We start from the raw sequence: 22,095 nt of genomic DNA on the forward strand, positions 1-22,095 counted from the left end.
TCCTAGCGGGGGATCAGGAATGGGCCGGTGCGGCGGGGGCGACCGGTGCGTGCGAGACGAGCGGCCGGTTCGCGAGCTTGCGCATCGTGACGTAGAACACCGGCGTCAGGAACAGGCCGAAGAGCGTGACGCCCAACATGCCGGCGAACACGGTGATGCCGGTGATCGAACGCACCTCGGCGCCCGCGCCGGTGGACAGCACCAGCGGCACAGTGCCGGCGATGAACGCGACCGAGGTCATGACGATCGGCCGCAGGCGCAGGCGGCTGGCTTCCAGCGCGGACGTGATGATGTCCTTGCCCTGCATCTCCAGCTCGCGGGCGAACTCGACGATCAGGATCGCGTTCTTGCAGGCCAGGCCCATCAACACCACCAGGCCCACCTGCACGAACACGTTGTTGTCGCCGCCGGCCAGCCACACGCCGAACAAGGCGGACAGCAACGTCATCGGCACGATCAGGATCACCGCCAGCGGCAGCGACCAGCTTTCATACAGTGCGGCCAGCACCAGGAAGGCGAGCATTACCGCCAGCGGGAACACCACCAGCGCCGCGCCACTCTGGTTGGACTGCTGGTAGCTCAGGTCGCTCCACCCGATGCCCATGCCGTTCGGGAGCACCTGGCCGGCGAGCTCGGTGACCTTGGCCATCGCCTCGCCCGACGACAGCACGCGCGGGTCGGCATCCCCCAGCAGATCGGCGGCGGGATACCCGTTGAAGCGGATCACCGGGTCCGGGCCATAGGTCTGGCGGACATTCACCATCGAGCCCACCGGCACCATCTCGCCAGCCGCATTGCGCGTGCGCAGGGCGGCGATGTCCGCCACGTCTTCGCGGAACGGACCGTCGGCCTGGGCAATGACCTGCCAGGTGCGTCCGAACATGTTGAAGTCGTTGACGTAGGCCGAGCCCAGATAGGTCTGCAGCGTGTCGAACAGTTCGGTCAGCGGCACGCCCTGGGCCTTGGCCTTGACGCGATCGACCTCGGCATCGAGCTGCGGCACGTTGGCCTGGTAGCTGCTGATCGGATAGCCCAGTCCCGGTGTCTGCATCGCGGCGCCCTGGAAGGCCTGCACCGCGGCCTGCAACTCGCCGTAGCCCAGACGCGTGCGGTCCTCGACGAACAACGACCACCCCGACCCGTTGCCCAGCCCCTGGATCGGCGGCGGCATGAAGGCGAAGGTGAAGCCTTCCTGGATGGTCGAGAACTTCTGGTTGAGCTCGGCGGTGATCTCCTCGGCGCTGCGGCTGCGTTCGGAGAACGGATCGAGGGTGAAGAACACCACGCCGTTGTTGGGCGTATTGGTGAACTGCAGCGGGTTCAGGCCCGGGAACGCGATCTCGCTGGCGACGCCGTCGACCTCGCTGGCGAGTGCCGCCATCCGCTTGAGCACCGCGTCGGTGCGTTCGATCGACGCGCCTTCGGGCATTTTGACGCCTGCGATCACGTACATCTTGTCCTGAACCGGAATGAAGCCCGCCGGCACGATCTTGAACATCAGGCCCGCGCCGACCAGCAGCGCGGCATAGACCACGAACACCGCGCCGCGACGGCCCAACGAACGCGAGACCGCGCCTTCGTAGCGTTCGGAGTTGCGCTGGAAGAAGCGGTTGAACGGACGGAACACCCAGCCGAACGCGCGGTCGATGAGCCGGGTCAGCCGGTCCTTCGGCGCGCCGTGCGGTTGCAGAAGCTTGGCCGCCAGGGCCGGCGACAAGGTCAACGAGTTGATTGCCGAGATCACGGTGGAAATGGCGATGGTCACTGCGAACTGCTTGTAGAACTGACCAGTGACGCCGGTCAGGAAGGCCATCGGCACAAACACTGCGCACAGCACCAGCGCGATCGCGATGATCGGCCCGGACACCTCGCGCATCGCCAGGTGGGCCGCTTCCAGCGGGGAGGCGCCCAGCTCGATGTGCCGCTCGACGTTCTCGACCACCACGATGGCGTCGTCGACGACGATGCCGATCGCCAGCACCAGGCCGAACAGCGTGAGCGTGTTGATCGAGTAGCCAAGCAGATACAGCACCGCGAACGTCCCGACGATCGATACCGGAACCGCGAGCAACGGAATGATCGATGCGCGCCACGTCTGCAGGAACAGGATCACCACCAGCACCACCAGCAGCGTGGCCTCGATCAGCGTCGTCACCACCGACTTGATGGAATCGCGCACGAAGATCGTGGTGTCGTAGATCGACTGGATCTCCACGCCGGGCGGGAGCGAGGGCCGCAGCCGCTCCATCGTCGCGACCACGCCGTCGCGGATCTCGAGTGCGTTCGCGCCCGGGGCCTGGAAGACACCGATGGCCGCGGCGTTCTTGCCGTCCAGGCGCGCTCGCAGCGTGTAGTCGCCGGCAGCCAGTTCGATACGGGCCACGTCGGCCAGACGCACCAGCTCGCCGTCGCTGCCGGCCTTGAGCACGATGTCGCCGAATTCCTCGACGGTCTCCAGGCGACCCTTGGCATTGATCGGCAGCAGGAAGTCGCTGCCATTGGGCATCGGTTCGGCACCGAGCTGGCCTGCCGACACCTGCACGTTCTGTTCGCGCACCGAACGCACCACATCGCCCGCGGTCAGGCCGCGCGCAGCAATCTTGTCCGGGTCCAGCCACAGGCGCATCGCATAGTCGCCACCGCCGAAGACCTGGGCATCACCCACGCCCGCGATCTTGGCGATCTCGTCCTTGACGTGTAGGCGCATGTAGTTGCGCAGGTACAGCGAATCGTAGCGGCCGTCCTGGGAGGTCAGGTGCACGACCATCAGAAACACCGGTGACTGCTTCTGCGTGGTCACGCCCTGCCGTCGGACGTCCTCGGGCAATCGGGCCTGCGCCTGCGCCACACGGTTCTGGACGCGCACCGCGGCGTCGTCGGCGTCGGTGCCGGGCTTGAACGTCACGGTGAGCTGCAGCACGCCGTCGGAGCCGGCCACGGACTTGATGTACATCATGTCCTCGACGCCGTTGATGGCTTCCTCGAGCGGGGTCGCCACCGTTTCGGCGATCACCTTCGGGTTGGCGCCGGGGTACACCGTGCGCACGACCACCGAGGGCGGCACGACTTCCGGGTACTCGCCGATCGGCAGCAGGGGCATCGCGATCAGGCCGCCGGCGAAGATCAGGATCGACAGCACCGCAGCGAAAATCGGCCGGTCGATGAAGAAGCGGGAAAAGTCCACGGGAGAATCCTTGTGGGCGGCGCAAAGGCCGCAACGTAAGAAACGCGGAAACAGCGGGGCCCTCTCCGCGGCGGAGAAGCGGCCCCGAGGGGGGCGGATGCGCACCGGGCTTGCTCGGCAAGACCCGGCTTGCACCGGATGTGCTGCGCGCGTCAGCCTCGTCCGGAGACAGAGGCCTCGGCGATGCGACCTCAGTGTTGTGCGACCGCCTCGACGGGCTGGCCGTCGCGCATCGCGACCACCTGCGGTGCGACCGGCATGCCAGGCATGAAGACCTTCTGCACGCCGTTGACGATGACGCGATCGCCGGCAGCCAGGCCCGACTCGACCACGCGCAGGCCATCGACCATGCGCCCGGGGACGATGTCGCGACGCTGCGCGGTGTTGCCCTCGCCCAGCACGTAGACGTACTTGCGGTCCTGGTCGGTCAACACGGACTTGTCGTCGATCAGCACCGCCTCGCGCGCCGTTGCGCCTTCGAGCTGCACGCGGGCGAACAGGCCCGGCGTGAAGCGGCGGTCGGGGTTGGGCAGCACGGCGCGGGCGCGGACGGTGCCGGTCGCCGGATCGACCTGGTTGTCGAGGAAGTCGACGGTGCCGGCATGCGGGTAGCCGGTTTCATCCGACAGGCCCACGCGCACCGCGTTGCGGCCTGCGGTGCGCGCGCCCTCGCGGGCCAGCGCCTGGTGTCGCAGGAACGTGCGCTCGTCGGTCTCGAAGTAGACGTGCACCGGATCCTGCGAGACCACCGTGGTCAGCAGCGAGGCGTCGGCCTGGGCGAGATTGCCGGTGGTCAGCAAGGCGCGCCCGGCGCGGCCGTCGACCGGCGCGCGGACCTGGGTGAAGGCTAGGTCCAGCTTCGCGGTCTCGACCGCGGCCTGCGCGGCACGCACCGCGGCCTCGGCTTCGGCGCGCCCGGCGCTACGGGCCTCGAAGTCGTCGCGCGAGATCGCGCTGGCCTCGATCAACGACTGCGCGCGGTCGTGCCGCGTCGCCGCCAGTTGGGCCTCGGCGCGGGCCCGGGCCAGTTCGGCCTCGGCGCGCTGCAACGCGGCGCGGTACGGACGCGGGTCGATGACGAACAGCAGGTCGCCCTGCTTCACTTCGTCGCCTTCCGCGTAGGCCACGCGCTCGACGTAGCCGCTGACGCGCGGCCGCAGCTCGACGCTCTCGACGGCGGCGATCCGGCCGGTGGCGTCGTTCCAGTCCTTGACCGGCTCGGCGAGCACCGCGGCGACTCCGACTTCGGGCGGCGGCGGCGGGCTGGCCGATTCGGCGCGGCTGTCGCAGCCGGCCACAGTGACGGCGATCGCGGCGGTCAGCAATGAACCGGCCAGGGCGCGAGTGAGGATGGGGGTCATGAGCGGAACTCCTGGGGGGATCGGGAACGGGCCGCGATGCGCTGCAGCAGCGCCTGCGCGGCGGTGTCGTGGGTCGACGCGGGGACGCACGGCGGCGGCGCGAGGTCGATGTCGTCGGACAGGCCGGGCGGGCGCGCCGGGCCGTCGGTTGGGAAACGCAGCAGCGCGGCGTCGGGGCGCAGGCGGCCGTCGACCATGCGCAGTGCGTAGTCGGCGATCGCATCGGCGTCCGGCCACTGGGTGCAGGCATGCGCGGCGTTGAGCGCGGTGCGGACCGGCGAGTCGATCGCCAGCATCTGCACCCGGACCGGCAGCGTCCGCGCTTCCTCGTGCAGCACGCGGGCAAGCATCTGCAACGCGGCCGCACCGATCGAGCGGTGGCCGTAGCCCGACCAGGGCTGCTCGGCGCCGGGGCCGCCGACCAGGACATAGGCGCCACCGGGGATCGGTGCCAGCAGCGGCAATAGATGGCGTGCGGCGGCCAGATGCGGCAGCAGGTCCTCGTCGAGTCGCCGGCGCAGGAAGTCGGCCGGGGCGTCGAGTAGCCGGCGTGCCGGGGCGGCGCCGCGGATCGCCGCGATTACCGCGCCGGGCCGGGGTCCGGCCAGCGCGGCGACGCGGTCGGCGAGCGCGGCGGCGTCGGCATCGCTGGACAGCGTCGCGGTCAGCGGCAACACGGTCGCGCCGTGACGCTCGCGCAGCGCAGCGAGCGCGGCGCCGTTGCGGGCCACCGCGATCGTCCGACGTCCGGCGGCGGCAGCGTGGGCGACCAGACGCGTGCCGATCGTCCCGGTCGCGCCCAGCACCAGCAGCGGAGCCATTGTCCCGATCATGGGATTTTGTCTCCCGAAAAACAGGCTTCGACCGGGGTTGGAGTCTCTTGGCCGGGGGTCGACGCCCCGAGCCAGTCCCACATCCGGCGCCAGTCGAAGCCGCCGCCACGCACCCCGCGGGGGACCGCAAGACGAGCGCTAGATGATTGATTCGGCGGAATTTCCAGCCGACGCCGGGACGCAGCCGGGCGGCCCAGTCGGGCGACGGCATGGGGGCTGGGAACAGGGCGGTCGACGGACATCGGCGGACTCCGGTCGGGGGAGGCTGCAAACGATAGGCCGCCATCGAGGACTTGATTAGTCCCGATTCGAGGGAATAATTGTCCCTCGAACGGGCCAATCGCGTCCGTCCCCCCACCGGAGCGCGCGCATGGCCCACGATCTCAACGACACGCTAATCTTCGTCAAGGTGGTCGAGCAGGGCAGCTTTATCGCTGCCGCCAATGCACTCGGCCTGCCCAAGACCACGGTCAGCCGCAAGGTGCAGGAGCTCGAGCAGCGGCTGGGGGCGCGGCTGCTGCACCGAACCACGCGTCGGTTGGGGTTGACCGAGGCCGGTGCGGTCTACCACGAGCATTGCCAGCGCATCGCGCGCGGACTCGAAGAGGCCGAGGCCGCGGTGGGCCAATTGCAGGGCGGTCCGCGCGGCTGGCTGCGTTTCACCGTGCCCTATTCGATCGGTATCACCTGGATCGCGCCGCTGCTCGGCGATTTCCAGGCGCAGTACCCGGAGATCCTGCTCGACATGCACATGGGCAACGAGCAGCTCGACCTGATCGCCGGCGAGGCCGATCTGGCGCTGCGTGTCGGCACCCTGCCCGATTCGAACTTCGTCGCGCGCAAGCTCGGCAGCCTGCGCACGCAGGTCTTCGCCAGCCCCGCCTACATCGAAAAGCACGGCGAGCCGTTGCATCCCGACGACCTGCAGCATCACCGCACACTGGTGACGCGCAAGAGTCGCAATCCGCACAATGGCCGGTTCGCGTGGTCGCTGACCGATGGTCAGGTGCTGCGCGAGTTCTCGGTCAATCCGCAGCTGGTCGGCAACGATCCGGCCGCCCTGAACTGGGCGCTGATCAAGGGCGAGGGCCTGATGCTGACCGGCGACGTGATGGCCAAGGCCTTCGTCGAGGCGGGCATGGTCCAGCGCGTGCTCGCCGGCTGGACCGGTCCGGAGGTCGACTTCAACGCGGTGTTCGCCGGCGGCCGACTGGTCTCGCCAAAGGTCCGTGCGTTCGTCGACTTCCTGATCGAGCGCCTGAACTTCGACGCCGACCACATGCAGACGCTGTGCATGGTGCAGAAGCAGGCATTGGAGGCCAAAGCCGCCGGCGAGGTCGCGCTGGCGCAGCTGGAGAAGGCGTCGCGCCGGTCCGCAGCGCCGGAGCCGGATCTCGCCGAACCCGCCGCCGCCGACAGCTAACGGCAGCGACGCGGGGATCAGCGCTCGGAGTGCCCGCCCCCCGTCCCGTCGCGCCGTGCGAACAGGTCCGGGCGGATCAGCTCGACGAACGCGCGTGCCTGCGGTGAGAGCAGCTTGCCCTTGCGCACGACGACGCCGTAGCTGCGCGCGGGAAACCAGTCCGATACCGGGCGCGCCGCCAGTCGCGCCGCATCCCCCGACTCCAGGCAGAGCGCGCTGGTGATCGAGATGCCCATGCCCATCGCGACGTACTGCTTGATCACCTCCCAGCCGCCGACCTCCAGCGCGAGCGTGTAGGGCACGCGTGCCTGTTGGAACACCTGATCGACCAGGCGGTAGGTCACATGCCGCTTCGGCGGCAGGATCAGGCCGTAGCGCGCGATCTCCTCGAGCGTGATCCGCCGCGCGCGCGCCAGCGCGTGGTCGGGCGGGGTGAGCAGGACCGGCTCGAAGCGGTAGACCGGTGCGTAATCGAGGTCCGGCGGCACGTCGACCATCGAGCCGACCACCAGGTCGACCGTGTCGCTGCGCAGCAGGTCGTTGCCGTCGGCGGTGATCGCGTCGTGCAGCGTCAGCCGCACATCGGGATGCTGGCGGCGGAACAGTTCGACGATCTTCGGCAGCAGGTACAGGATGGTTGAGCTGTTGGCCGCGATCGTCAGCGCACCGGCGTCCAGGCCACCGACCTCGCGGCGGAACGCCGCCGGCAAGCCGTCGATGCCCTCCACCAGCGGCAGTGCCAGGTCGTAGAGCACTTCGCCGGCCCGGGTGGGCACCAAGCGCCGGCCGCTGCGTTCGAGCAACTTGACCCCGAGCTCGCGTTCGAGCGCCTGCAACTGCAGCGAGATCGCCGGCTGGCTGACGTAGAGCGCCTCGGCGGCCCGCGACACCGAGCCCAGACGGGTCGTCTGGCAGAACGCACGCAGCGGCTTGAGCCGGTCGCTCTTGTACGGAAACCGTAACGGTGGCGGGGACTTGGCGGTCATCTCGGCTCAAGTATCAGCTGAGCTCATAGTTCGCATTGACAGAACTCGTTTGTCAAATACCGGGTGTGGAGAGACGGTCTGCTGCACCGCACCACCATCCGAGAGGCCGAGTTGCCATGAACGCCGTCCACCGCCTGCACGCACCGCCCCCCGATGCCGCGTGCGATCTGCCCGCCGGACTGCCTGCCGGAACGCCCGTCGATCTGCTCGACAAGGCAGCCCAGGCCTTCCTCGCCGGCCTGCATCGCGAGTTCGAGGCCCGGCGCCAGGCTCTGCTCCGCGCCCGGCACACCCGCCAGGCCGCCTTCGACGCCGGCGCCCTGCCCGACTTCCGCGCCGACACCCGTTCGATCCGCGATTCGGCCTGGACGGTCGCGCCGGTTCCGGTCGCGTTGCGCGACCGGCGGGTCGAGATCACCGGGCCGGTCGATCCGAAGATGGTCATCAACGCGCTCAACTCCGGCGCGCAGTGCTACATGGCCGATTTCGAGGATTCGACCTCGCCGACCTGGGCCAATCTGCTGACCGGCCAGCGCGCGCTGCGCGAAGCGGTCGCCGGCAGCCTGACCTTCGAAGGCAACGGCAAGCGCTACGCCTTGCTGCCCGAGGCGCGGCAGGCGGTGCTGATCGTGCGGCCGCGCGGTTGGCACCTGGACGAGAAGCATGTGCTTGTCGACGGCGTGCCGATGTCGGCGTCGCTGTTCGATGCCGGGCTGTTCGCGTTCCACAACGCCCATGCGCTGGCCGCGCGCGATCGCGGGCCCTACCTCTACCTGCCCAAGCTGCAGTCGATGGAAGAAGCGCAGCTGTGGGACGACGCGCTGGCGCACATCGAGCGCGCGCTGGGCCTGCCGGTCGGACAGATCCGGGTCACGGTGCTGATCGAGACCCTGCCCGCCGCGTTCGAGATGGACGAGATCCTGCACGCGCTGCGCGGGCGGATCGCCGGCCTCAATTGTGGGCGCTGGGATTACATCTTCTCCTACATCAAGACCTTCCGACGGCACCGCGACCGCGTGCTGCCCGAGCGCGGCCAGGTGACGATGACCCAGCCCTTCCTCAAGGCCTATTCCGAACTGCTGATCCAGACCTGTCACCGCCGCGGCGCGCACGCGATGGGTGGCATGGCGGCGCAGATCCCGATCTCGGGCGACGAGGCCGCGAACGAGGCGGCGATGGACCGGGTGCGCGCCGACAAGTTGCGCGAGGTCACCGCCGGTCACGACGGCACTTGGGTCGCGCACCCGGCGCTGATCCCGATCGCGCGGCAGGTGTTCGATGCGCGCATGCGCGGCCCGCACCAGCATGCGATGACGCGCGACGATGTGCTGATCGCGCGCGACGATCTGATCGCGCCATCGCTGGGCACGATCACGCACGCCGGCTTCGCCGGCAACGTCGAGGTCTGCGTGCGCTATCTCGCCGCCTGGCTCGACGGCAATGGTTGCGTGCCGATCCACGGCATGATGGAGGACGCTGCGACCGCCGAGATCGCACGTGCACAGCTGTGGCAGTGGCTGCACCACGCCGATGCCGATGCCAGCGGTGCGCCCGGCACGCCGTTGCATCTCGACGATGGCACCGCGATCGACGACGCGCTGTTCGACCGCGTGTTGCTGTCGCTGCCCTCGCGCCTGTCACGCCAGGCGGTCCCCGGCGCCGCCCGGGTGGCTGAGGCCATCGCCTTGCTCGAAGCGCTGACCCGGGCCGACACGCTGGCCGACTTCCTGACATTGCCGGCATACGAGCGGCTGTGAGACGCCCGCTGCGGCGAATCGCTCATCACGCATCATCACGCCCAAGGAATTTCCCATGACCACGCGACAGCACCAGATCGACGCCCTGCAGCACGAATGGACCACTGACCCGCGCTGGAGCGGTATCCGGCGCACCTACACCGCGGCCGACGTCGTGCGCCTGCGCGGCAGCGTGCAGCCCGAGCACACGCTGGCCCGCCGCGGCGCGCAGCGGCTGTGGACGCTGCTCAACGGACAGGCCAAGAAGGGCTACGTCAATGCGTTCGGCGCGATCAGCGCCGGGCAGGCGATGCAGCAGGCCAAGGCGGGTTTGGAAGCGGTGTACCTGTCGGGCTGGCAGGTCGCGGCCGACGGCAACACCTCCGAGACCATGTATCCCGACCAGTCGCTGTACGCCTACGACTCGGTGCCGGCGATGGTGCGCCGGATCAACAACACCTTCCAGCGCGCCGACGAGATCCAGTGGAAGAACATCGCCGACGGCAAGCTTGACGCGCGCGAGGCGATCGACTTCTTCCTGCCGATCGTCGCCGACGGCGAAGCCGGCTTCGGCGGTGTGCTCAACGCCTACGAACTGATGAAGAACATGATCGTCGCCGGTGCGGCGGGCGTGCATTTCGAGGATCAGCTGGCCGCGGTCAAGAAGTGCGGCCACATGGGCGGCAAGGTGCTGGTGCCAACCCAGGAGGCCGTGCAGAAGCTCATCGCCGCGCGTCTGGCCGCCGATGTGCTCGGCGTGCCGTCGATCGTGCTCGCGCGCACCGATGCCGAGGCGGCCACCCTGCTGACCTCCGACTTCGATGCCAACGACGCGCCGTTCGTCACCGGCGAACGCACCGCCGAGGGCTTCTACAAGGTCCGAAACGGCCTGGAGCAGGCGATCAGCCGCGGCGTCGCCTACGCCCCCTTCGCCGACCTGGTGTGGTGCGAGACCGGCACCCCGGATCTGGGTTTCGCACGCGAGTTTGCCCAGGCCGTCCACGCCGCCACGCCCGGCAAGCTGCTGGCCTACAACTGCTCGCCGAGCTTCAACTGGAAGAAGAACCTCGACGATCGCCAGATCGCCTCGTTCCAGGACGACCTGTCGGCGCTGGGCTACAAGTTCCAGTTCATCACCCTGGCCGGCATCCACATCAACTGGTTCAACAGCTTCCGGTTCGCGCACGACTACGCGCGCGGCGAAGGCATGCGCCACTACGTCGAGCAGGTGCAGGAGCGCGAGTTCGCCGCCCGCGACCAGGGCTACACCTTCGTCTCCCACCAGCAGGAAGTCGGTGCCGGCTACTTCGATGATGTCACCACCGTGATCCAGGGCGGCGCCTCCAGCGTGACCGCACTGACCGGCTCGACCGAGGAGGCGCAGTTCTACGCCACGCGCGCAGCGTAAGAGGAAGGGTGCCGGCGGCGGCGGAGTGCACTACATTGGTGCGATGCTCGCCGCCGCCCTGCCCGCTGCCGACTTCGATGCGCTGGCCACGCCCCTGGTGTGGGCGGAGGCCGACGGCCGCATCCGCGATTGCAATCTGGCCTTCGCGCGCTGGCTGGGCGTGGGCCGGCGGCGGCTGCTGGAGCAGCCGCTGGCCGCCCTGGAGGTCGAGGGCGAGACCTTGCGGCAGGCGCTGCGCGAGCCTGGCGACGACAGCGACGCGCCGCTGCGGTTGCGGCGTTTGGCGCTGGCCTTCCTCGGCGGTGAGCCGCGTTTCGCCGATGCCTGGGTGACGCGCGCCGCCGATGGCGGCGTGCTGCTCGAGGCGCACCCGGTGGATGAGTTTCCGGGCGCCGATCCGACGCTGGCGATGCCGCTGGCGCTGTCGGCGGCGCTGCGTGGGCTGGCGCACGAACTGCGCAATCCGCTGGCCGGGCTCAAGGGCGCGGCGCAGTTGCTGGCCCGTCGCGCCGGCGACGGCGAGACCGAGGAACTCGTCGCGCTGGTCGGCTCGGAAGTCGGCCGGCTCAGTGCGCTGGTCGACCAGCTGTTGTCGCCCCAGGCGCCACAACCGCATCGGCCGTTGAACATCCACGGTGTCCTGGAACAGGTGCTGCGGCTGGCCGAGGCCGATGCCGGTTGGGCGGTGCGGATGGTCCGCGACTACGACCCCAGCCTGCCGGAGCTGTTGGGCGATGCCGATCGGCTGACCCAGGCGATCTGGAACCTGGTGCGCAACGCGATCCAGGCGGGCGCGGCGAATGTGACCCTGCGCACCCGCGCCGCACTGGGGGCCCGTATCGGCGACGAGGTGCATGCGATGGCCTTGCGGCTGGAAGTTGTCGACGACGGCCGCGGCGTGCCGGGCGATCTCGTCGAGCAGATCTTCCTGCCCCTGGTGTCCGGGCGTCCGGACGGCAGCGGACTGGGACTGGCATTGGCCCAGCAGGTCGCGCGCGAACATCGCGGCGCGCTCGTCTACCGCTCGCGTCCGGGCCACACCGTGTTCACGCTGCAGCTGCCGTTTCCACCGCTCGACGCCGCGTCCGCGCTGCCGGCCGACGCCCCTGCCGGTACCGGCCCCTCCGAGGCCCCTGCTTCCCCATGACGTCCCCTGCCCGCCGCGTCTGGGTCGTCGACGACGATCGCGCCGTCCGCTTCGTGCTTGCCACCGCGCTCAGTGAGGCGGGCTACGACGTGTCCGGCTTCGACAGCGCGCAGGCGGTGCACGAGGCCTTGCTGCGGCGTGCTGCGCCCGACCTGCTGTTCACCGACGTGCGCATGCCCGGCGACAGCGGCCTGCAGCTGCTCGATGCGCTCAAACAGGCGCATCCGCAGCTGCCGGTCGTGGTGATGTCGGCCTACACCGATGTCGCCAGCACCGCCGGTGCGTTCCGCGGCGGCGCGCAGGAGTTCCTGTCCAAGCCGTTCGATCTCGACGAGGCGGTCGCCCTGGCCGCGCGGGTGCTCGGCGACCGCGAGCCTGCACCGGCCGGCCCCGGCGAGCCGGTCGAGAGTATGGACGCAGGTGCGGACGATGCATTGGTCGGCGACACCCCGCAGATGCGGCAGTTGTTCCGCGCGATCGGCCGGCTCGCGCAGGCCCCGGTCGCGGTGCTGGTGACCGGCGAGACCGGGACCGGCAAGGAACTGGTCGCGCGCGCGCTGCACCGCGAATCCCCGCGCGCGAGTCGGCCGTTCGTCGCTCTCAACACCGCTGCGATCCCAGCCGAATTGTTGGAAAGCGAGCTGTTCGGCCACGAGGCCGGCGCGTTCACCGGCGCGGCACGGCGCCACGTCGGCCGTTTCGAGCAGGCCGACGGCGGCACGCTGTTTCTCGACGAGATCGGCGACATGCCCGCCTCGCTGCAGACCCGGTTGCTGCGTGTCCTGGCCGAGGACGAATTCTTCCGGGTCGGCGGCCGCGAGCTGATCCGGGTCGATGTGCGGGTGATCGCCGCGACCCACCAGGATCTCGAAGCGCTGGTCGCGCAGGGACGCTTCCGTGCCGATCTGCTGCACCGGCTGGACGTCGTGCGCCTGCGCCTGCCGCCGCTGCGCGAGCGGCGCGATGACGTGCCGCGACTGGCCGAACGCTTCCTGCAGGCGGCCGCCGCCAAGCTCGACGCGCCGGCCAAGCGGCTGGGGCGGGCCGCGCTGCAGCGGCTGGCGGCGTACGACTGGCCGGGCAACGTGCGCGAACTGCAGAACCTGTGCTGGCGGCTGGCGGCGCTGGCGCCGTCGGAGCGCATCACCGTGCAGGATCTCGACGCGCTGTTGCCGGCGCAGTCAGGCCTCGCGCGGGCGAGCGAGGCTGCGCCGGGCGAAGCCACGCACTGGGAGGACGCGCTGCGCGCCTGGGCCGACCTGCGACTGCGCGCCGGCGATGCCGATCTCCATGCCCAGGCCCGCGAACGCCTGGACCGGGTGCTGCTGGAAACCGCGCTGGCCCAGACCGGAGGGCGCCGCGCCGAGGCGGCGGTGCGCTTGGGCGTGGGCCGCAACACGCTGACCCGCAAGCTGGGGGCCCGCGGCCGGCGCGGCTGAGCGGTGCCCGGGCCTTCATCCGCACTGAACTCCCGATCCATAAAGGTGTCGTCGATGCTTCGATCGTTCCGTCCCGCGTTGTCCCTCTTCGCCGCCGCGCTGGTCGTGGGCTGCGCCAGCGCGCCGCGTCCGGCGCCGGCGCCGGACGCCGCAGCCTTGCCGCCATCGGCCGGCACCGGCACCGCGAACGCCGCGGTCGCCAATCTCGCGTCGGCATCGGGCACCTTGGTCAGTGGCCGGGTGATGCTCAGCCCCGCGCAAGGCGGCGTGCGCGTGCGCGGCGAGATCGGCGGCCTGGTTCGCAACGGCACCCACAACCTGCGCCTGCACGCCCGCGGCGACTGCAGCGCGATCGATGCCGCCAGCGCCGGGCCCGAGTACGACGCCCAGCGCGGCGCGCCGTCGCAGCTGCCCGACTCGGGCGAGCGCGGGCGCATCCTCGCCGATCCGCGCGGTGTCGCGGTGGTCGACCTGCTGCTGCCCGGCGCCGTGCTGGGCGGCGGTGCGCCCAACGATGTCGTCGGGCGCGCGTTGCTGGTGCTCGGCGCGACCCCCGGCGCGATCAGCGCACGGGTCGCCTGCGGCGTCGTCCGGATCGAATGATCCGCCTGCGTTCATCCCGTTTTCGGCGCACTGCGCCATTCGACCCCGAAGGAGTGTTCCCATGTCCCAGACCCGTCTCCTCATGCCGGCCGTCGCGGTGCTCGCGCTGGCGTTGTCCGCTTGCGGCAACAGCACCACGAGCGCTAACACCGATGCCGCCGCCGAGGCCGATCGCGCCGCCGCGCCCGCGTCAGGGCAGGCATCGGCTCCTGCGGCCGAGGCCGCAGCCGCCAGCGCCAGTGTCGAGCTCGCCCCGACCCAGGGCCACGAGACCGCCGGCACCCTGCGCTTTGCCACGGTCGATGGCCGCATCCAGGTCACCGGCACGGTCACCGGCCTGCCGCCGGGCGGCACGCACGGCTTTCATGTGCATGAGAAAGGTGACTGCAGCGCGCCAGACGGCACCAGCGCCGGTGGCCACTTCAATCCGGCCAGCAGCGATCATGGCCGTGTCGGCCACGGCGCGCACCACGTCGGCGACAGCGACAACATCGTCGCCGGCACCGACGGCACCGCGTCGGTCGACACCTGGCTGGAAGGCGCGACGCTCGGCGATGGCGCCCCCACCGACATCGTCGGCAAGGCGGTCATCGTCCATGCCAACGCCGACGACTACGTCACCCAGCCGACCGGCAACGCCGGCGATCGGCTGGCCTGCGGTGTGATCCGGTCCTGACGGACTGCGGGCTCTACCCGCGGGGACATCGCGTCCTCGCGGGCGGGCATCGTAGGGGCGTGGTGAAAGTCCCGCCCCCGCCCGATGCCTGCGGCATCGACCGTCCCCGTGAGCGCGAGAGGGGGTCAGGTCGGCCGCGAAACGGTCGCACCCGACGACCTCCCGCGCGGCGGAGGTGGCATGCAGCGTTTCAGGGCTGACGGGGCTTAGGCCAGCGCGGTGCGTGGGTCCTGGCCGGGTGTGACGTGCACGAACTCGACCGGCACGCCGTGCGCTTGCAGCACGGCCGCGAACTGACGCTGACGGGCTTCGTGCATCGCCAGGCCATGGGCGAGACGGCCTTCGTCCTGCTCGCCAGGCGCGCAGCGTCGCCGCCAGTCGTCGGGGCCCAGCAGCGCCATGCGCACCTCGCCCTGCGCATGTCGCAGCAGCGGTTCGGGCGGGGCGTCGAGCCAGATTTCGTCGGCCGGCGCCAGCAACGCGGTCTCGAGCACGTCCCACAGCGGCGCCAGCCCCTGGTTGCGGTACTGCAGCGCGGTCATCGCCAACAGGTCGTGCAGCGTCAGGTAGCGGGCGTGTTCGATCCGCGCCCCGAACGCATCCTGCGCCTGCAACGCGGTGTCGGCCTGGACCATGCCCAGGTCGAGCAGCATCGATTCCATATGCGCCGAGACCGCCTCGGTCGCGGCGGCTTCGCCGACGAACAGGTACGGCAGCACGCGCAGACGACCGCCGGCCAGTGCCCGGTCGGCGCGGAACGGCAGCGGCGTCTCGCCCTTGTCATCGGCACCGAAGGCGATGATCCGTGGCCCCTGCCCGGCTTGCGGCGCGCGCGCGCGCAGCTCCTCCAGCCGACGGTGCATCGGCCAGCCGGGGCGCAGCAGTTCGGCCGGATCGAAATGCGCCGCGGCAAAGACCAGGTCGAGGTCGCGCACGCCGGGCACCAACACGCCCAGGTCGCGCCCCAGCCTTGTGGCCAGTGCGCCGGCTGCCTGCTGGCCTACGGCGTCGCGGGTCGGCACCGAGTCGTCGCTCAGTTCCAGGGCCAGGACACCGCGCACGAGCGGCGCGGCATCGTGTCGGGAAATGTCGGGATCTGCGGTCATTGGCCGTCCACACAGGCAGGGATACACTCGTTCACATTATGCCCGTCCCGTGTCGTGGACAGTCTCACGCAAGCCCCTGCGAGGAAAATCCGATGCTGCTAGGTCGTCCCGTCGCCGTCCTCGGTGGCGTCCGCATCCCGTTCTGTCGCCAGAACACCGCGTACGCCGACGTCGGCAACCTGGGCATGTCGGTGCGCACGCTCGGCGCCCTGGTCGAGAAGTTCGGTCTGCATGGTCAGCAACTGGGCGAGGTGGCGATGGGGGCGGTGATCAAGCATTCGAGCGACTGGAACCTCGGGCGCGAGGCGGCGCTGTCGTCGGGGCTGTCGGCGCTGACGCCGGGCATCACGATGCAGCGCGCCTGCGGCACGTCGCTCGACACCATCGTCGCGATTGGCAACAAGATTGCGACCGGCCAGATCGAATCGGGCATCGGCGGCGGCTCGGACACCACGTCCGACGTGCCGATCGTCTACGGCCGCGCCTTGCGCCACCGGCTACTGGCGGCCAATGCGGCCAAGTCCACCAAGGACCGGATCGCGGCGTTCCGCGGGTTTCGTCCGCGCGAGCTCAAGCCCGATTTTCCGGGCGTGGCCGAGCCGCGCACCGGCAAGTCGATGGGCGAGCATTGCGAGGACATGGCCAAGGAGTGGAACATCTCGCGCGATTCGCAGGACGAGCTCGCGGTCGCCTCGCACCACAAACTCGCCGCGGCCTACGAGCGCGGGTTCTTCGACGATCTGGTGGTGAGCTTCCGCGGCGTCGCGCGCGACAACATCCTCAGGCCCGACACCTCGATCGAGAAGCTCGCCACGCTCAAGCCCGCGTTCGACAAGGTCTCGGGCCGAGGCACGCTGACGGCCGCCAACTCGACGCCGCTCACCGACGGCGCGGCCGCGTGCCTGCTGGCCAGCGACGACTGGGCGGCCGCGCACGGGCACGAGGTGTTGTGCCACATCCGCGACGCGCACGTGGCCGCGGTCGACTTCGTGCACGGCGAGGGTTTGCTGATGGCGCCGACGGTTGCGGTCGCGCAGATGCTCGCGCGCAACGGCCTGACGCTGCAGGACTTCGATCTCTACGAGATCCACGAAGCGTTCGCCGCGCAGGTGCTGTGCACGCTGCGCGCGTGGGAGAGCGCGGACTACTGCCGCACGCGGCTGGGCCTGGAGGCGCCGCTGGGACGCATCGAGCCGCAGAAGATCAATCCGCTGGGCTCGTCGCTGGCGACCGGCCATCCGTTCGCGGCGACCGGCGCGCGCATTGTCGCCACCACCGCCAAGCAGCTCGTCGAGCGTGGGGGCGGTCGGGCGTTGATCTCGATCTGCACCGCCGGCGGTATGGGCGTGGTCGCGATCCTCGAACGTTGACCGCACGTCCATCCAAGGCCGTCTCCATGTCTGTTCTCCCGTCCACCGCGCGCCGGCTCGGGCCGCTCGCCGCGGCCCTGCTCGTCGCGCTGGCCGCTTGTGGTGAGGCCCCCGCGCCGTCGCGTGGGCCTGCGGTGCTCTCTGCGCCACCCCCACCCGAAGCGCTGCCGGATTGCGATGCGATCGCCACCGCGCTGGGCGAGTTGATCGCCGGCCTGGCGGTGGTCGACCCCGCCGGGACCCGGCAGGACACCGCGGATGCCTTCAGCCTGAGCTGCGCCTGGCGTGGGGCGGACGATGGCGCCGCGTTAGGTGCGATCGTGATTGTCGACCAGCAGCCGCTGACCGAGGCCGACATGCGTCGGGCCGGCTTGTACGTGGACGATCCGCGGGTCGCCGCGCTCGGCGGCTTCATCGCCTATCCCGAAGGGCGCCTGGACGGCGCCGAGATCCTGGGGCCGGTCGGGCCGCAGGTGATCGTCGGTCCGGTCACGGTGACCCTGGCCGCGAACGCGCGTGGCGCGGTCGCCGATGTGACGCTGGCGCAGGCCGTCGATGGCGCCGTGGCGATCCATCGCCTGATGCGCTGACCGGCGGCAGGCGCCGACGGTCCCGCGGTCGCCGCCTGCTTGGGCGACCGCGGCATCCGGGTCAGGGCCGCGGGGTGAGGTCGTCGGGATCGCGCAGGTGCGGCAGGCCGTGATCGTCCCGCCGTTCGGTGGCCGCCATCATCGGTGCCGATGCGTCCACGGGCAGGGCCACGATCGGTTCGTTGCGTGCCACGCGCAGTGCGTTGGCGTAGCACAGACGCGCAGTGCGCTCGTCGCCTTCGGCCGCGTAGCCGTCGCCCAGCTGGACCCAGGCTTCGCTGCCGGCGCCCTGCTCTGCCGCGCGCTGCAGCAGCGTGCGGCCGCGACCCCAGTCGCGGCGCGCATGATGCAGCCGCGCCAGGCCCAGCATCGCCGCCGGGCTGGCCGGATGCGCCTGCAGCCAGCGCTCCAGGCGCGTGCGCCGATGCTCGGGGTCGCCGACATCGAGCATCGCGTAACGGGAGGCCAGTTGTTCGTCCCACCGGGTATCGAGCGCGGTTTCCAGGCTGCGCAGCGCGGCGTCGTGCCAGCCCAGCGCGAACGCGCGGTCGACATAGGCAAGCACCACCGGGGTCTCGGTGCGCAACCCCTTGGGCAACGCTTCCCAGCGCTCGGCGAGCACGTTGGCGTCGGCCGCTTCGTGCAGCGACGCCGCGGCCCAGCGGACCTCGCGGGCGGCGAGCTCGACTTCAGGCAGTGCCTGCTGGCGCCGCAGTGCGCCGAGCAGCCCATAGGCTTCGGCCGCGTGCCCGGTCTGGGCCCAGGCGTCGGCGCGCAAGGCCAGACCGCGCGGCGGCAGCGGCTGCGCGCCCGGGGCATCGAGTGCGGTCAGCGCATCGATCGGACGATCTTCGAGCATGGCGATCTGCGCCAGGGCGATGGCGCGCGTGGCCGGATGCCGGTCGCCCAGGCCGTCCAGATGCGCACGCGCCGCGGCCGCGTCACCGCGCGCGAACGCCGCCTGCGCGGCCGCCAGGCGCGCGGCAGGCTCGTAGTGCGGATTCTCGTTGGCCGACTGCGTGAGCAACTTCTCGGCGCGCGCGTAGTGGCCCTGGTGCAAGGCGTCGAGCCCCTCGCCCAGGCGGCTCTGGGCGCGCGATTCGCGATAGCGTCCCCAACTGCGGAACGGCAAGGCGATCAGGCTCATCACGAGCCAGAGCAGCACCAACGCACCCAGCGCCATCGCGATCGCGTTGACCAGCGTGGTACTGCGGTCGAGGCCGCCGTAACGGACGATGACCAGGCCAGGGTCGCTGGACAACAACAGCTGCGCGGCCAGCGCGCCCACCAGGGCAATGACGATCCAGATCAGCAACGCACGAAGCAGAGACATGGGGAGGCTTCCGTAAAGGCGATGCGAAGACAGACTACGGTGCCTGACAGCATCGTGATGGCCCCGTGGTGGGCCTGAGTGCCATTCAGGATACGTGCGCAACCGCCTGCGAGGCCGGCACTGCGGCCGCCAGAAGTGACTCTGGCCGGGCATCGACGGCGACCCGGACGTCCGCAAATCCCAGCGTGCGCGCCAGCACGGCCAGCCGGTCGCTGGCGGCGAGCGCCTGCGCGCGCTGTAGGCGCGTTCGCACCGGGTCGGGCAACTGCGCCAGCAGCGCGGTCAGCGCCTCGCCGCTGCTGATCGGCAACAGCCAGGGCTCGGGCAAGGCCTGCAGCGCCGCCAGCCGCCGGGCGGACGGCCGGACCGGCACGCGTGCGTAGACATCGGCGCGCCGCAGGTGGGCGCCCGCGGCCTCGAGCGCGGCCGCGATCATGCCGCGTCCGCCGGGTGCGGTGACCAGGCCGACGCGGCGTCCGGCCAGAGCGTGCAGCGGCAGCAGCGCCAGCAGACCCTCGCTGTCCATGCGCGTCGGCGCGCGCACCGGCGCCACGCCACGTGCCGCCAGCGCTGCGGCTGTGCCGGCGCCGACCGCAAACCAGTCCTGGCCTTCGCGGCGCACCAAGGGCTGCAAGGCCGCGGCCGCGGCCACCGCCGGCGGACTGGAGAAGATCACGATCTCGGCGTCGAGTGCGGCCTGCAGCGCGGCGCGGACGGCGTCGCTGTCGCGCTGGACGATACGCCACGGCGACAGCGCGAATGTGCGTGCGCCCAAACGCGCGGCGGCGCGCCGCAATGCGACGTGGGCCCCGACCGGGCGCAGCGAGATGACGTAGTATCCCGCCAGAAGCGAGGAAGCCGGCGCGACATGCATGCGCGAAGCTTGGTGGCTGCCGGGGAACGGCGCAAGCCGGACGACTCTTCCCCCCGACAGGACACTCGATGCAACACGAAGACCCGCTGCGCAGGCTCGCGGCGCACTACGCTTCCATGCCGCCCGTCGCCGCGATGCGGATCGACATCGCCGGCTTCGACGGCGAGCGCCTGCGCTTGCGCGCGCCGCTTGCCGAGCACGTCAACGACAAGGGCTCCGCGTTCGGCGGCAGCCTGGTGTCGCTGATGACGCTCGCCGGCTGGGGACTGACCACGCTGCGCACCGAAGCGGCCGGCCTCGATGCCGATGTTTACGTCGCCGATTCTCAGATCCGCTACCGCGCACCGCTGTGCGACGACCTGCAGGCCGAGGCCGTGCTGTCGGACGGCGACTGGGACACCTTTGTACGGACCCTGCGCACCCGGGGGCGCGCACGCGTGCAACTAGCCGCGCAGGTGGTGCTGCCCGACGGCGCGGTCGCGACCGGCATGCAGGCCCGTTACGCCGCGATTCTGCGGCCCAGCGCCGAGCGCTGAGCCTCCCGGGCTGAACGCCGTGCGCAGCGCGACGGGGGGCCTTGCGCAGGCCGCCGGCGCGGTCGAGAATCCGCGCCCCGCCTGCCTCCTTCCACCCGGTCGCGCCATGCCGCATCCGTGTCTGTCCTGTGGTGCGTGCTGCGCGCATTTCCGCATTGGTTTCCACTGGAGCGAGGCTGATCCCGAGCTCGGTGGGCGGGTGCCGCCAGCGCTGACCGAACCGCTGCGCACGCACGAGCGCGCGATGCGCGGCACGTCCTGCGCGCAGCCGCGCTGCATCGCGCTCGATGCCGACATCGGACGCTACTCACGCTGCACGATCCACCCAGTGCGCCCGTCGGTCTGCGCGGCGGTGCCGGCCTCGCTCGAGTTCGGCGAGCGCAGTGGCCAATGCGACCGGGCCCGGCTGGCACACGGCCTGCCGCTGCTGTCGGCCGCCGATTGGCGCTGGCGTGACGCATCGGCCAACGACGACGAACCCGACGACAACGGTCACAGCCCGACCACGCCGACGGTTCCGCCCATTGCCGCTTGAACGGAACCCGCGCCCGCGCGGATTAGGTCGGCAACGGATGACGCTCGAGGAAGGCACGGATCCGCGGCACCAGCACCGCGTGTCGGTCCTCCAGTACGTAGTGGCCGGCGTCGTCGAAGGCCTCGACCTCGGCCTGCGGCAGCGCCTGGCGGAAGCCGTCGAGGAAATGGCGGTCGAAGACGAAGTCGCGCAGGCCCCAGCCGATGAACGCCGGGCGATCGGCATAGCCGGGCAGGGCCCGGCCCGCGGCATCGAGCAGCGGCCAGGCGCGGTCGCCCGGCGCCAGCGGGATGTCCTGCATGAAGCGCACCGTGGAGATCCGGTTGCGCCAGCTGTCGTACGGGGCGACATAGGCGCGGCGCACGTCGGCGGGCATGCGGCGCTCGACGCCCAGCCAGGAGGCCCCGGCCGAGAACGCGTTGAAGCCACGGATGATCCATTCGCCGACGGTGTAGTCGCGGCCCAGCGCGATCTGCCAAGGCATCGCCTTGGCGGCCGGCATCGGGAACGCGGCAGTGTTGGTGATCACCAGCCGCTGCACCTGCGCCTGGTGCGCAAGCGCCCAGCCAAAGCCGATCATGCCGCCCCAGTCGTGCACGGCGAGCGTCAGCGGGCCGTCGATGCCCAGGTGCGCGAGCAGCGTGCCGACGTCCTCGACGCGCGAGGCCAGCGTGTAGTCGTAGCGAGGCGAGGCGCGCGGACCGTCGTCGGGCTTGTCCGACAGGCCCATGCCGACATGGTCGGGCACGATGCAGCGATAGCGATCGCGCAGTCCGCGCACCAGATGTCGCCAGTAATAGCTCCACGACGGATTGCCGTGGAGCATCAGCACGACCTCGCCGTCGCGCGGGCCCTCGTCGAGGTAATGCAGGCCGATGCCGGGCCGCACCTCCAGACGATGGCTGACGAAGTCGTAATCCGGAAATTTTTGCACGGTGTCGTGAATCCAACGCGG

The 22,095-nt window shown here is 70.6% G+C and carries 18 protein-coding genes and 1 pseudogene; 11 read left to right on the plus strand and 8 right to left on the minus strand.

Annotated features, from left to right (window positions below; all coding sequences use genetic code 11):
- Positions 1-13: 13 nt before the first annotated feature.
- From MNO14_RS00135 to MNO14_RS00145, 3 genes are all read right to left on the minus strand, one after another.
- Positions 14-3,184 carry a multidrug efflux RND transporter permease subunit gene (locus MNO14_RS00135; RefSeq protein ID WP_241944804.1) on the minus strand — a complete coding sequence of 1,057 codons (3,171 nt, stop codon included), beginning with the start codon at positions 3,182-3,184 and terminating at the stop codon, positions 14-16.
- Between the two features lie 191 nt (positions 3,185-3,375).
- Positions 3,376-4,545 (minus strand): efflux RND transporter periplasmic adaptor subunit, encoded by a 1,170-nt coding sequence (locus MNO14_RS00140; protein WP_241944805.1) that lies wholly within the window; start codon positions 4,543-4,545, stop codon positions 3,376-3,378.
- A complete protein-coding gene (locus tag MNO14_RS00145) occupies positions 4,542-5,366 on the minus strand; it encodes an SDR family NAD(P)-dependent oxidoreductase (protein WP_241944806.1) in 825 nt (274 codons plus the stop codon). The genes MNO14_RS00140 and MNO14_RS00145 overlap by 4 nt, the downstream gene beginning before the upstream one ends.
- Positions 5,367-5,748: 382 nt before the next feature.
- On the opposite strand from MNO14_RS00145, the pseudogene MNO14_RS00150 reads away from it, so the two are divergent.
- Positions 5,749-6,660, plus strand: a pseudogene (locus MNO14_RS00150) (LysR substrate-binding domain-containing protein); the annotation flags it as partial.
- Positions 6,661-6,818: 158 nt separating this feature from the next.
- Here MNO14_RS00150 and MNO14_RS00155 read toward each other — a convergent pair.
- Positions 6,819-7,787, minus strand: coding sequence for a LysR family transcriptional regulator (locus MNO14_RS00155; protein ID WP_241944808.1), 969 nt, complete (start codon positions 7,785-7,787; stop codon positions 6,819-6,821).
- A 116-nt stretch (positions 7,788-7,903) separates the two neighbouring features.
- Here MNO14_RS00155 and aceB point away from each other — a divergent pair, with 116 nt between their 5' ends.
- The 6 genes from aceB to MNO14_RS00185 all read left to right on the plus strand — a co-directional run bounded on the left by aceB (position 7,904) and on the right by MNO14_RS00185 (position 14,796).
- Complete coding sequence (aceB, locus tag MNO14_RS00160; RefSeq protein WP_241944809.1) at positions 7,904-9,544, plus strand: malate synthase A; 1,641 nt, start codon at positions 7,904-7,906, stop codon at positions 9,542-9,544.
- 55 nt (positions 9,545-9,599) lie between these two features.
- Positions 9,600-10,931, plus strand: coding sequence for an isocitrate lyase (gene aceA / locus MNO14_RS00165; RefSeq protein WP_241944810.1), 1,332 nt, complete (start codon positions 9,600-9,602; stop codon positions 10,929-10,931).
- A gap of 43 nt (positions 10,932-10,974) precedes the next feature.
- Complete coding sequence (locus MNO14_RS00170) at positions 10,975-12,078, plus strand: ATP-binding protein (protein ID WP_241944811.1); 1,104 nt, start codon at positions 10,975-10,977, stop codon at positions 12,076-12,078.
- On the plus strand, positions 12,075-13,517 hold the full coding sequence (ntrC, locus tag MNO14_RS00175; protein WP_241944812.1) for a nitrogen regulation protein NR(I): 1,443 nt from the start codon (positions 12,075-12,077) through the stop codon (positions 13,515-13,517). Before MNO14_RS00170 ends, ntrC begins: the two co-directional genes overlap by 4 nt.
- 78 nt (positions 13,518-13,595) lie before the next feature.
- On the plus strand, positions 13,596-14,120 hold the full coding sequence (locus tag MNO14_RS00180; protein ID WP_241944813.1) for a superoxide dismutase family protein: 525 nt from the start codon (positions 13,596-13,598) through the stop codon (positions 14,118-14,120).
- Positions 14,121-14,181: 61 nt separating this feature from the next.
- Entirely contained in the window at positions 14,182-14,796 is a 615-nt protein-coding gene (locus MNO14_RS00185) for a superoxide dismutase family protein (protein WP_241944814.1), read from the plus strand.
- A gap of 206 nt (positions 14,797-15,002) precedes the next feature.
- Here the strand turns inward: MNO14_RS00185 and MNO14_RS00190 are convergent, their stop codons facing one another.
- Positions 15,003-15,902, minus strand: a complete 900-nt coding sequence (locus MNO14_RS00190) for a hypothetical protein (protein ID WP_241944815.1) — start codon at positions 15,900-15,902, stop codon at positions 15,003-15,005.
- A 92-nt stretch (positions 15,903-15,994) separates the two neighbouring features.
- Here MNO14_RS00190 and MNO14_RS00195 point away from each other — a divergent pair, with 92 nt between their 5' ends.
- Together MNO14_RS00195 and MNO14_RS00200 are read left to right on the plus strand one after the other, a co-directional pair.
- Positions 15,995-17,272, plus strand: a complete 1,278-nt coding sequence (locus MNO14_RS00195) for an acetyl-CoA C-acetyltransferase (protein ID WP_241944816.1) — start codon at positions 15,995-15,997, stop codon at positions 17,270-17,272.
- 26 nt (positions 17,273-17,298) lie between these two features.
- Complete coding sequence (locus MNO14_RS00200; protein ID WP_241944817.1) at positions 17,299-17,862, plus strand: hypothetical protein; 564 nt, start codon at positions 17,299-17,301, stop codon at positions 17,860-17,862.
- A gap of 61 nt (positions 17,863-17,923) precedes the next feature.
- Here the strand turns inward: MNO14_RS00200 and MNO14_RS00205 are convergent, their stop codons facing one another.
- Positions 17,924-19,195, minus strand: coding sequence for a heme biosynthesis HemY N-terminal domain-containing protein (locus MNO14_RS00205; RefSeq protein ID WP_241944818.1), 1,272 nt, complete (start codon positions 19,193-19,195; stop codon positions 17,924-17,926).
- 85 nt (positions 19,196-19,280) lie between these two features.
- A complete protein-coding gene (locus MNO14_RS00210) occupies positions 19,281-20,069 on the minus strand; it encodes a uroporphyrinogen-III synthase (protein ID WP_241944819.1) in 789 nt (262 codons plus the stop codon).
- Positions 20,070-20,137: 68 nt separating this feature from the next.
- Between MNO14_RS00210 and MNO14_RS00215 the strand changes: the two genes are divergently transcribed.
- Positions 20,138-20,605 carry a YiiD C-terminal domain-containing protein gene (locus tag MNO14_RS00215; protein WP_241944820.1) on the plus strand — a complete coding sequence of 156 codons (468 nt, stop codon included), beginning with the start codon at positions 20,138-20,140 and terminating at the stop codon, positions 20,603-20,605.
- Positions 20,606-20,711: 106 nt separating this feature from the next.
- Entirely contained in the window at positions 20,712-21,140 is a 429-nt protein-coding gene (locus tag MNO14_RS00220) for a YkgJ family cysteine cluster protein (RefSeq protein WP_241944821.1), read from the plus strand.
- Positions 21,141-21,162: 22 nt separating this feature from the next.
- Here MNO14_RS00220 and MNO14_RS00225 read toward each other — a convergent pair whose 3' ends face one another.
- The gene (locus tag MNO14_RS00225; RefSeq protein ID WP_241944822.1) at positions 21,163-22,074 is read right to left on the minus strand and encodes an alpha/beta fold hydrolase; all 912 of its coding nucleotides are present in this window, start codon (positions 22,072-22,074) and stop codon (positions 21,163-21,165) included.
- Positions 22,075-22,095 lie beyond the last annotated feature (21 nt).

Origin of the sequence: Luteimonas sp. S4-F44 (assembly GCF_022637415.1) — a bacterium.
In the GTDB taxonomy this organism is placed as follows: domain Bacteria; phylum Pseudomonadota; class Gammaproteobacteria; order Xanthomonadales; family Xanthomonadaceae; genus Luteimonas.

What these genes read in the sequence shown, in the direction of transcription:
- ntrC (WP_241944812.1), top strand. Translation starts at nt 12,075, where the DNA reads ATGACGTCCCCTGCCCGCCGCGTCTGGGTCGTCGACGACGATCGCGCC.
- MNO14_RS00155 (WP_241944808.1), bottom strand. Translation starts at nt 7,787, where the DNA reads ATGACCGCCAAGTCCCCGCCACCGTTACGGTTTCCGTACAAGAGCGAC.
- MNO14_RS00145 (WP_241944806.1), bottom strand. Translation starts at nt 5,366, where the DNA reads ATGGCTCCGCTGCTGGTGCTGGGCGCGACCGGGACGATCGGCACGCGT.
- aceA (WP_241944810.1), top strand. Translation starts at nt 9,600, where the DNA reads ATGACCACGCGACAGCACCAGATCGACGCCCTGCAGCACGAATGGACC.
- MNO14_RS00190 (WP_241944815.1), bottom strand. Translation starts at nt 15,902, where the DNA reads ATGACCGCAGATCCCGACATTTCCCGACACGATGCCGCGCCGCTCGTG.
- MNO14_RS00220 (WP_241944821.1), top strand. Translation starts at nt 20,712, where the DNA reads ATGCCGCATCCGTGTCTGTCCTGTGGTGCGTGCTGCGCGCATTTCCGC.
- MNO14_RS00195 (WP_241944816.1), top strand. Translation starts at nt 15,995, where the DNA reads ATGCTGCTAGGTCGTCCCGTCGCCGTCCTCGGTGGCGTCCGCATCCCG.
- MNO14_RS00210 (WP_241944819.1), bottom strand. Translation starts at nt 20,069, where the DNA reads ATGCATGTCGCGCCGGCTTCCTCGCTTCTGGCGGGATACTACGTCATC.
- MNO14_RS00200 (WP_241944817.1), top strand. Translation starts at nt 17,299, where the DNA reads ATGTCTGTTCTCCCGTCCACCGCGCGCCGGCTCGGGCCGCTCGCCGCG.
- MNO14_RS00215 (WP_241944820.1), top strand. Translation starts at nt 20,138, where the DNA reads ATGCAACACGAAGACCCGCTGCGCAGGCTCGCGGCGCACTACGCTTCC.
- MNO14_RS00170 (WP_241944811.1), top strand. Translation starts at nt 10,975, where the DNA reads ATGCTCGCCGCCGCCCTGCCCGCTGCCGACTTCGATGCGCTGGCCACG.
- MNO14_RS00140 (WP_241944805.1), bottom strand. Translation starts at nt 4,545, where the DNA reads ATGACCCCCATCCTCACTCGCGCCCTGGCCGGTTCATTGCTGACCGCC.
- MNO14_RS00185 (WP_241944814.1), top strand. Translation starts at nt 14,182, where the DNA reads ATGTCCCAGACCCGTCTCCTCATGCCGGCCGTCGCGGTGCTCGCGCTG.
- aceB (WP_241944809.1), top strand. Translation starts at nt 7,904, where the DNA reads ATGAACGCCGTCCACCGCCTGCACGCACCGCCCCCCGATGCCGCGTGC.
- MNO14_RS00205 (WP_241944818.1), bottom strand. Translation starts at nt 19,195, where the DNA reads ATGTCTCTGCTTCGTGCGTTGCTGATCTGGATCGTCATTGCCCTGGTG.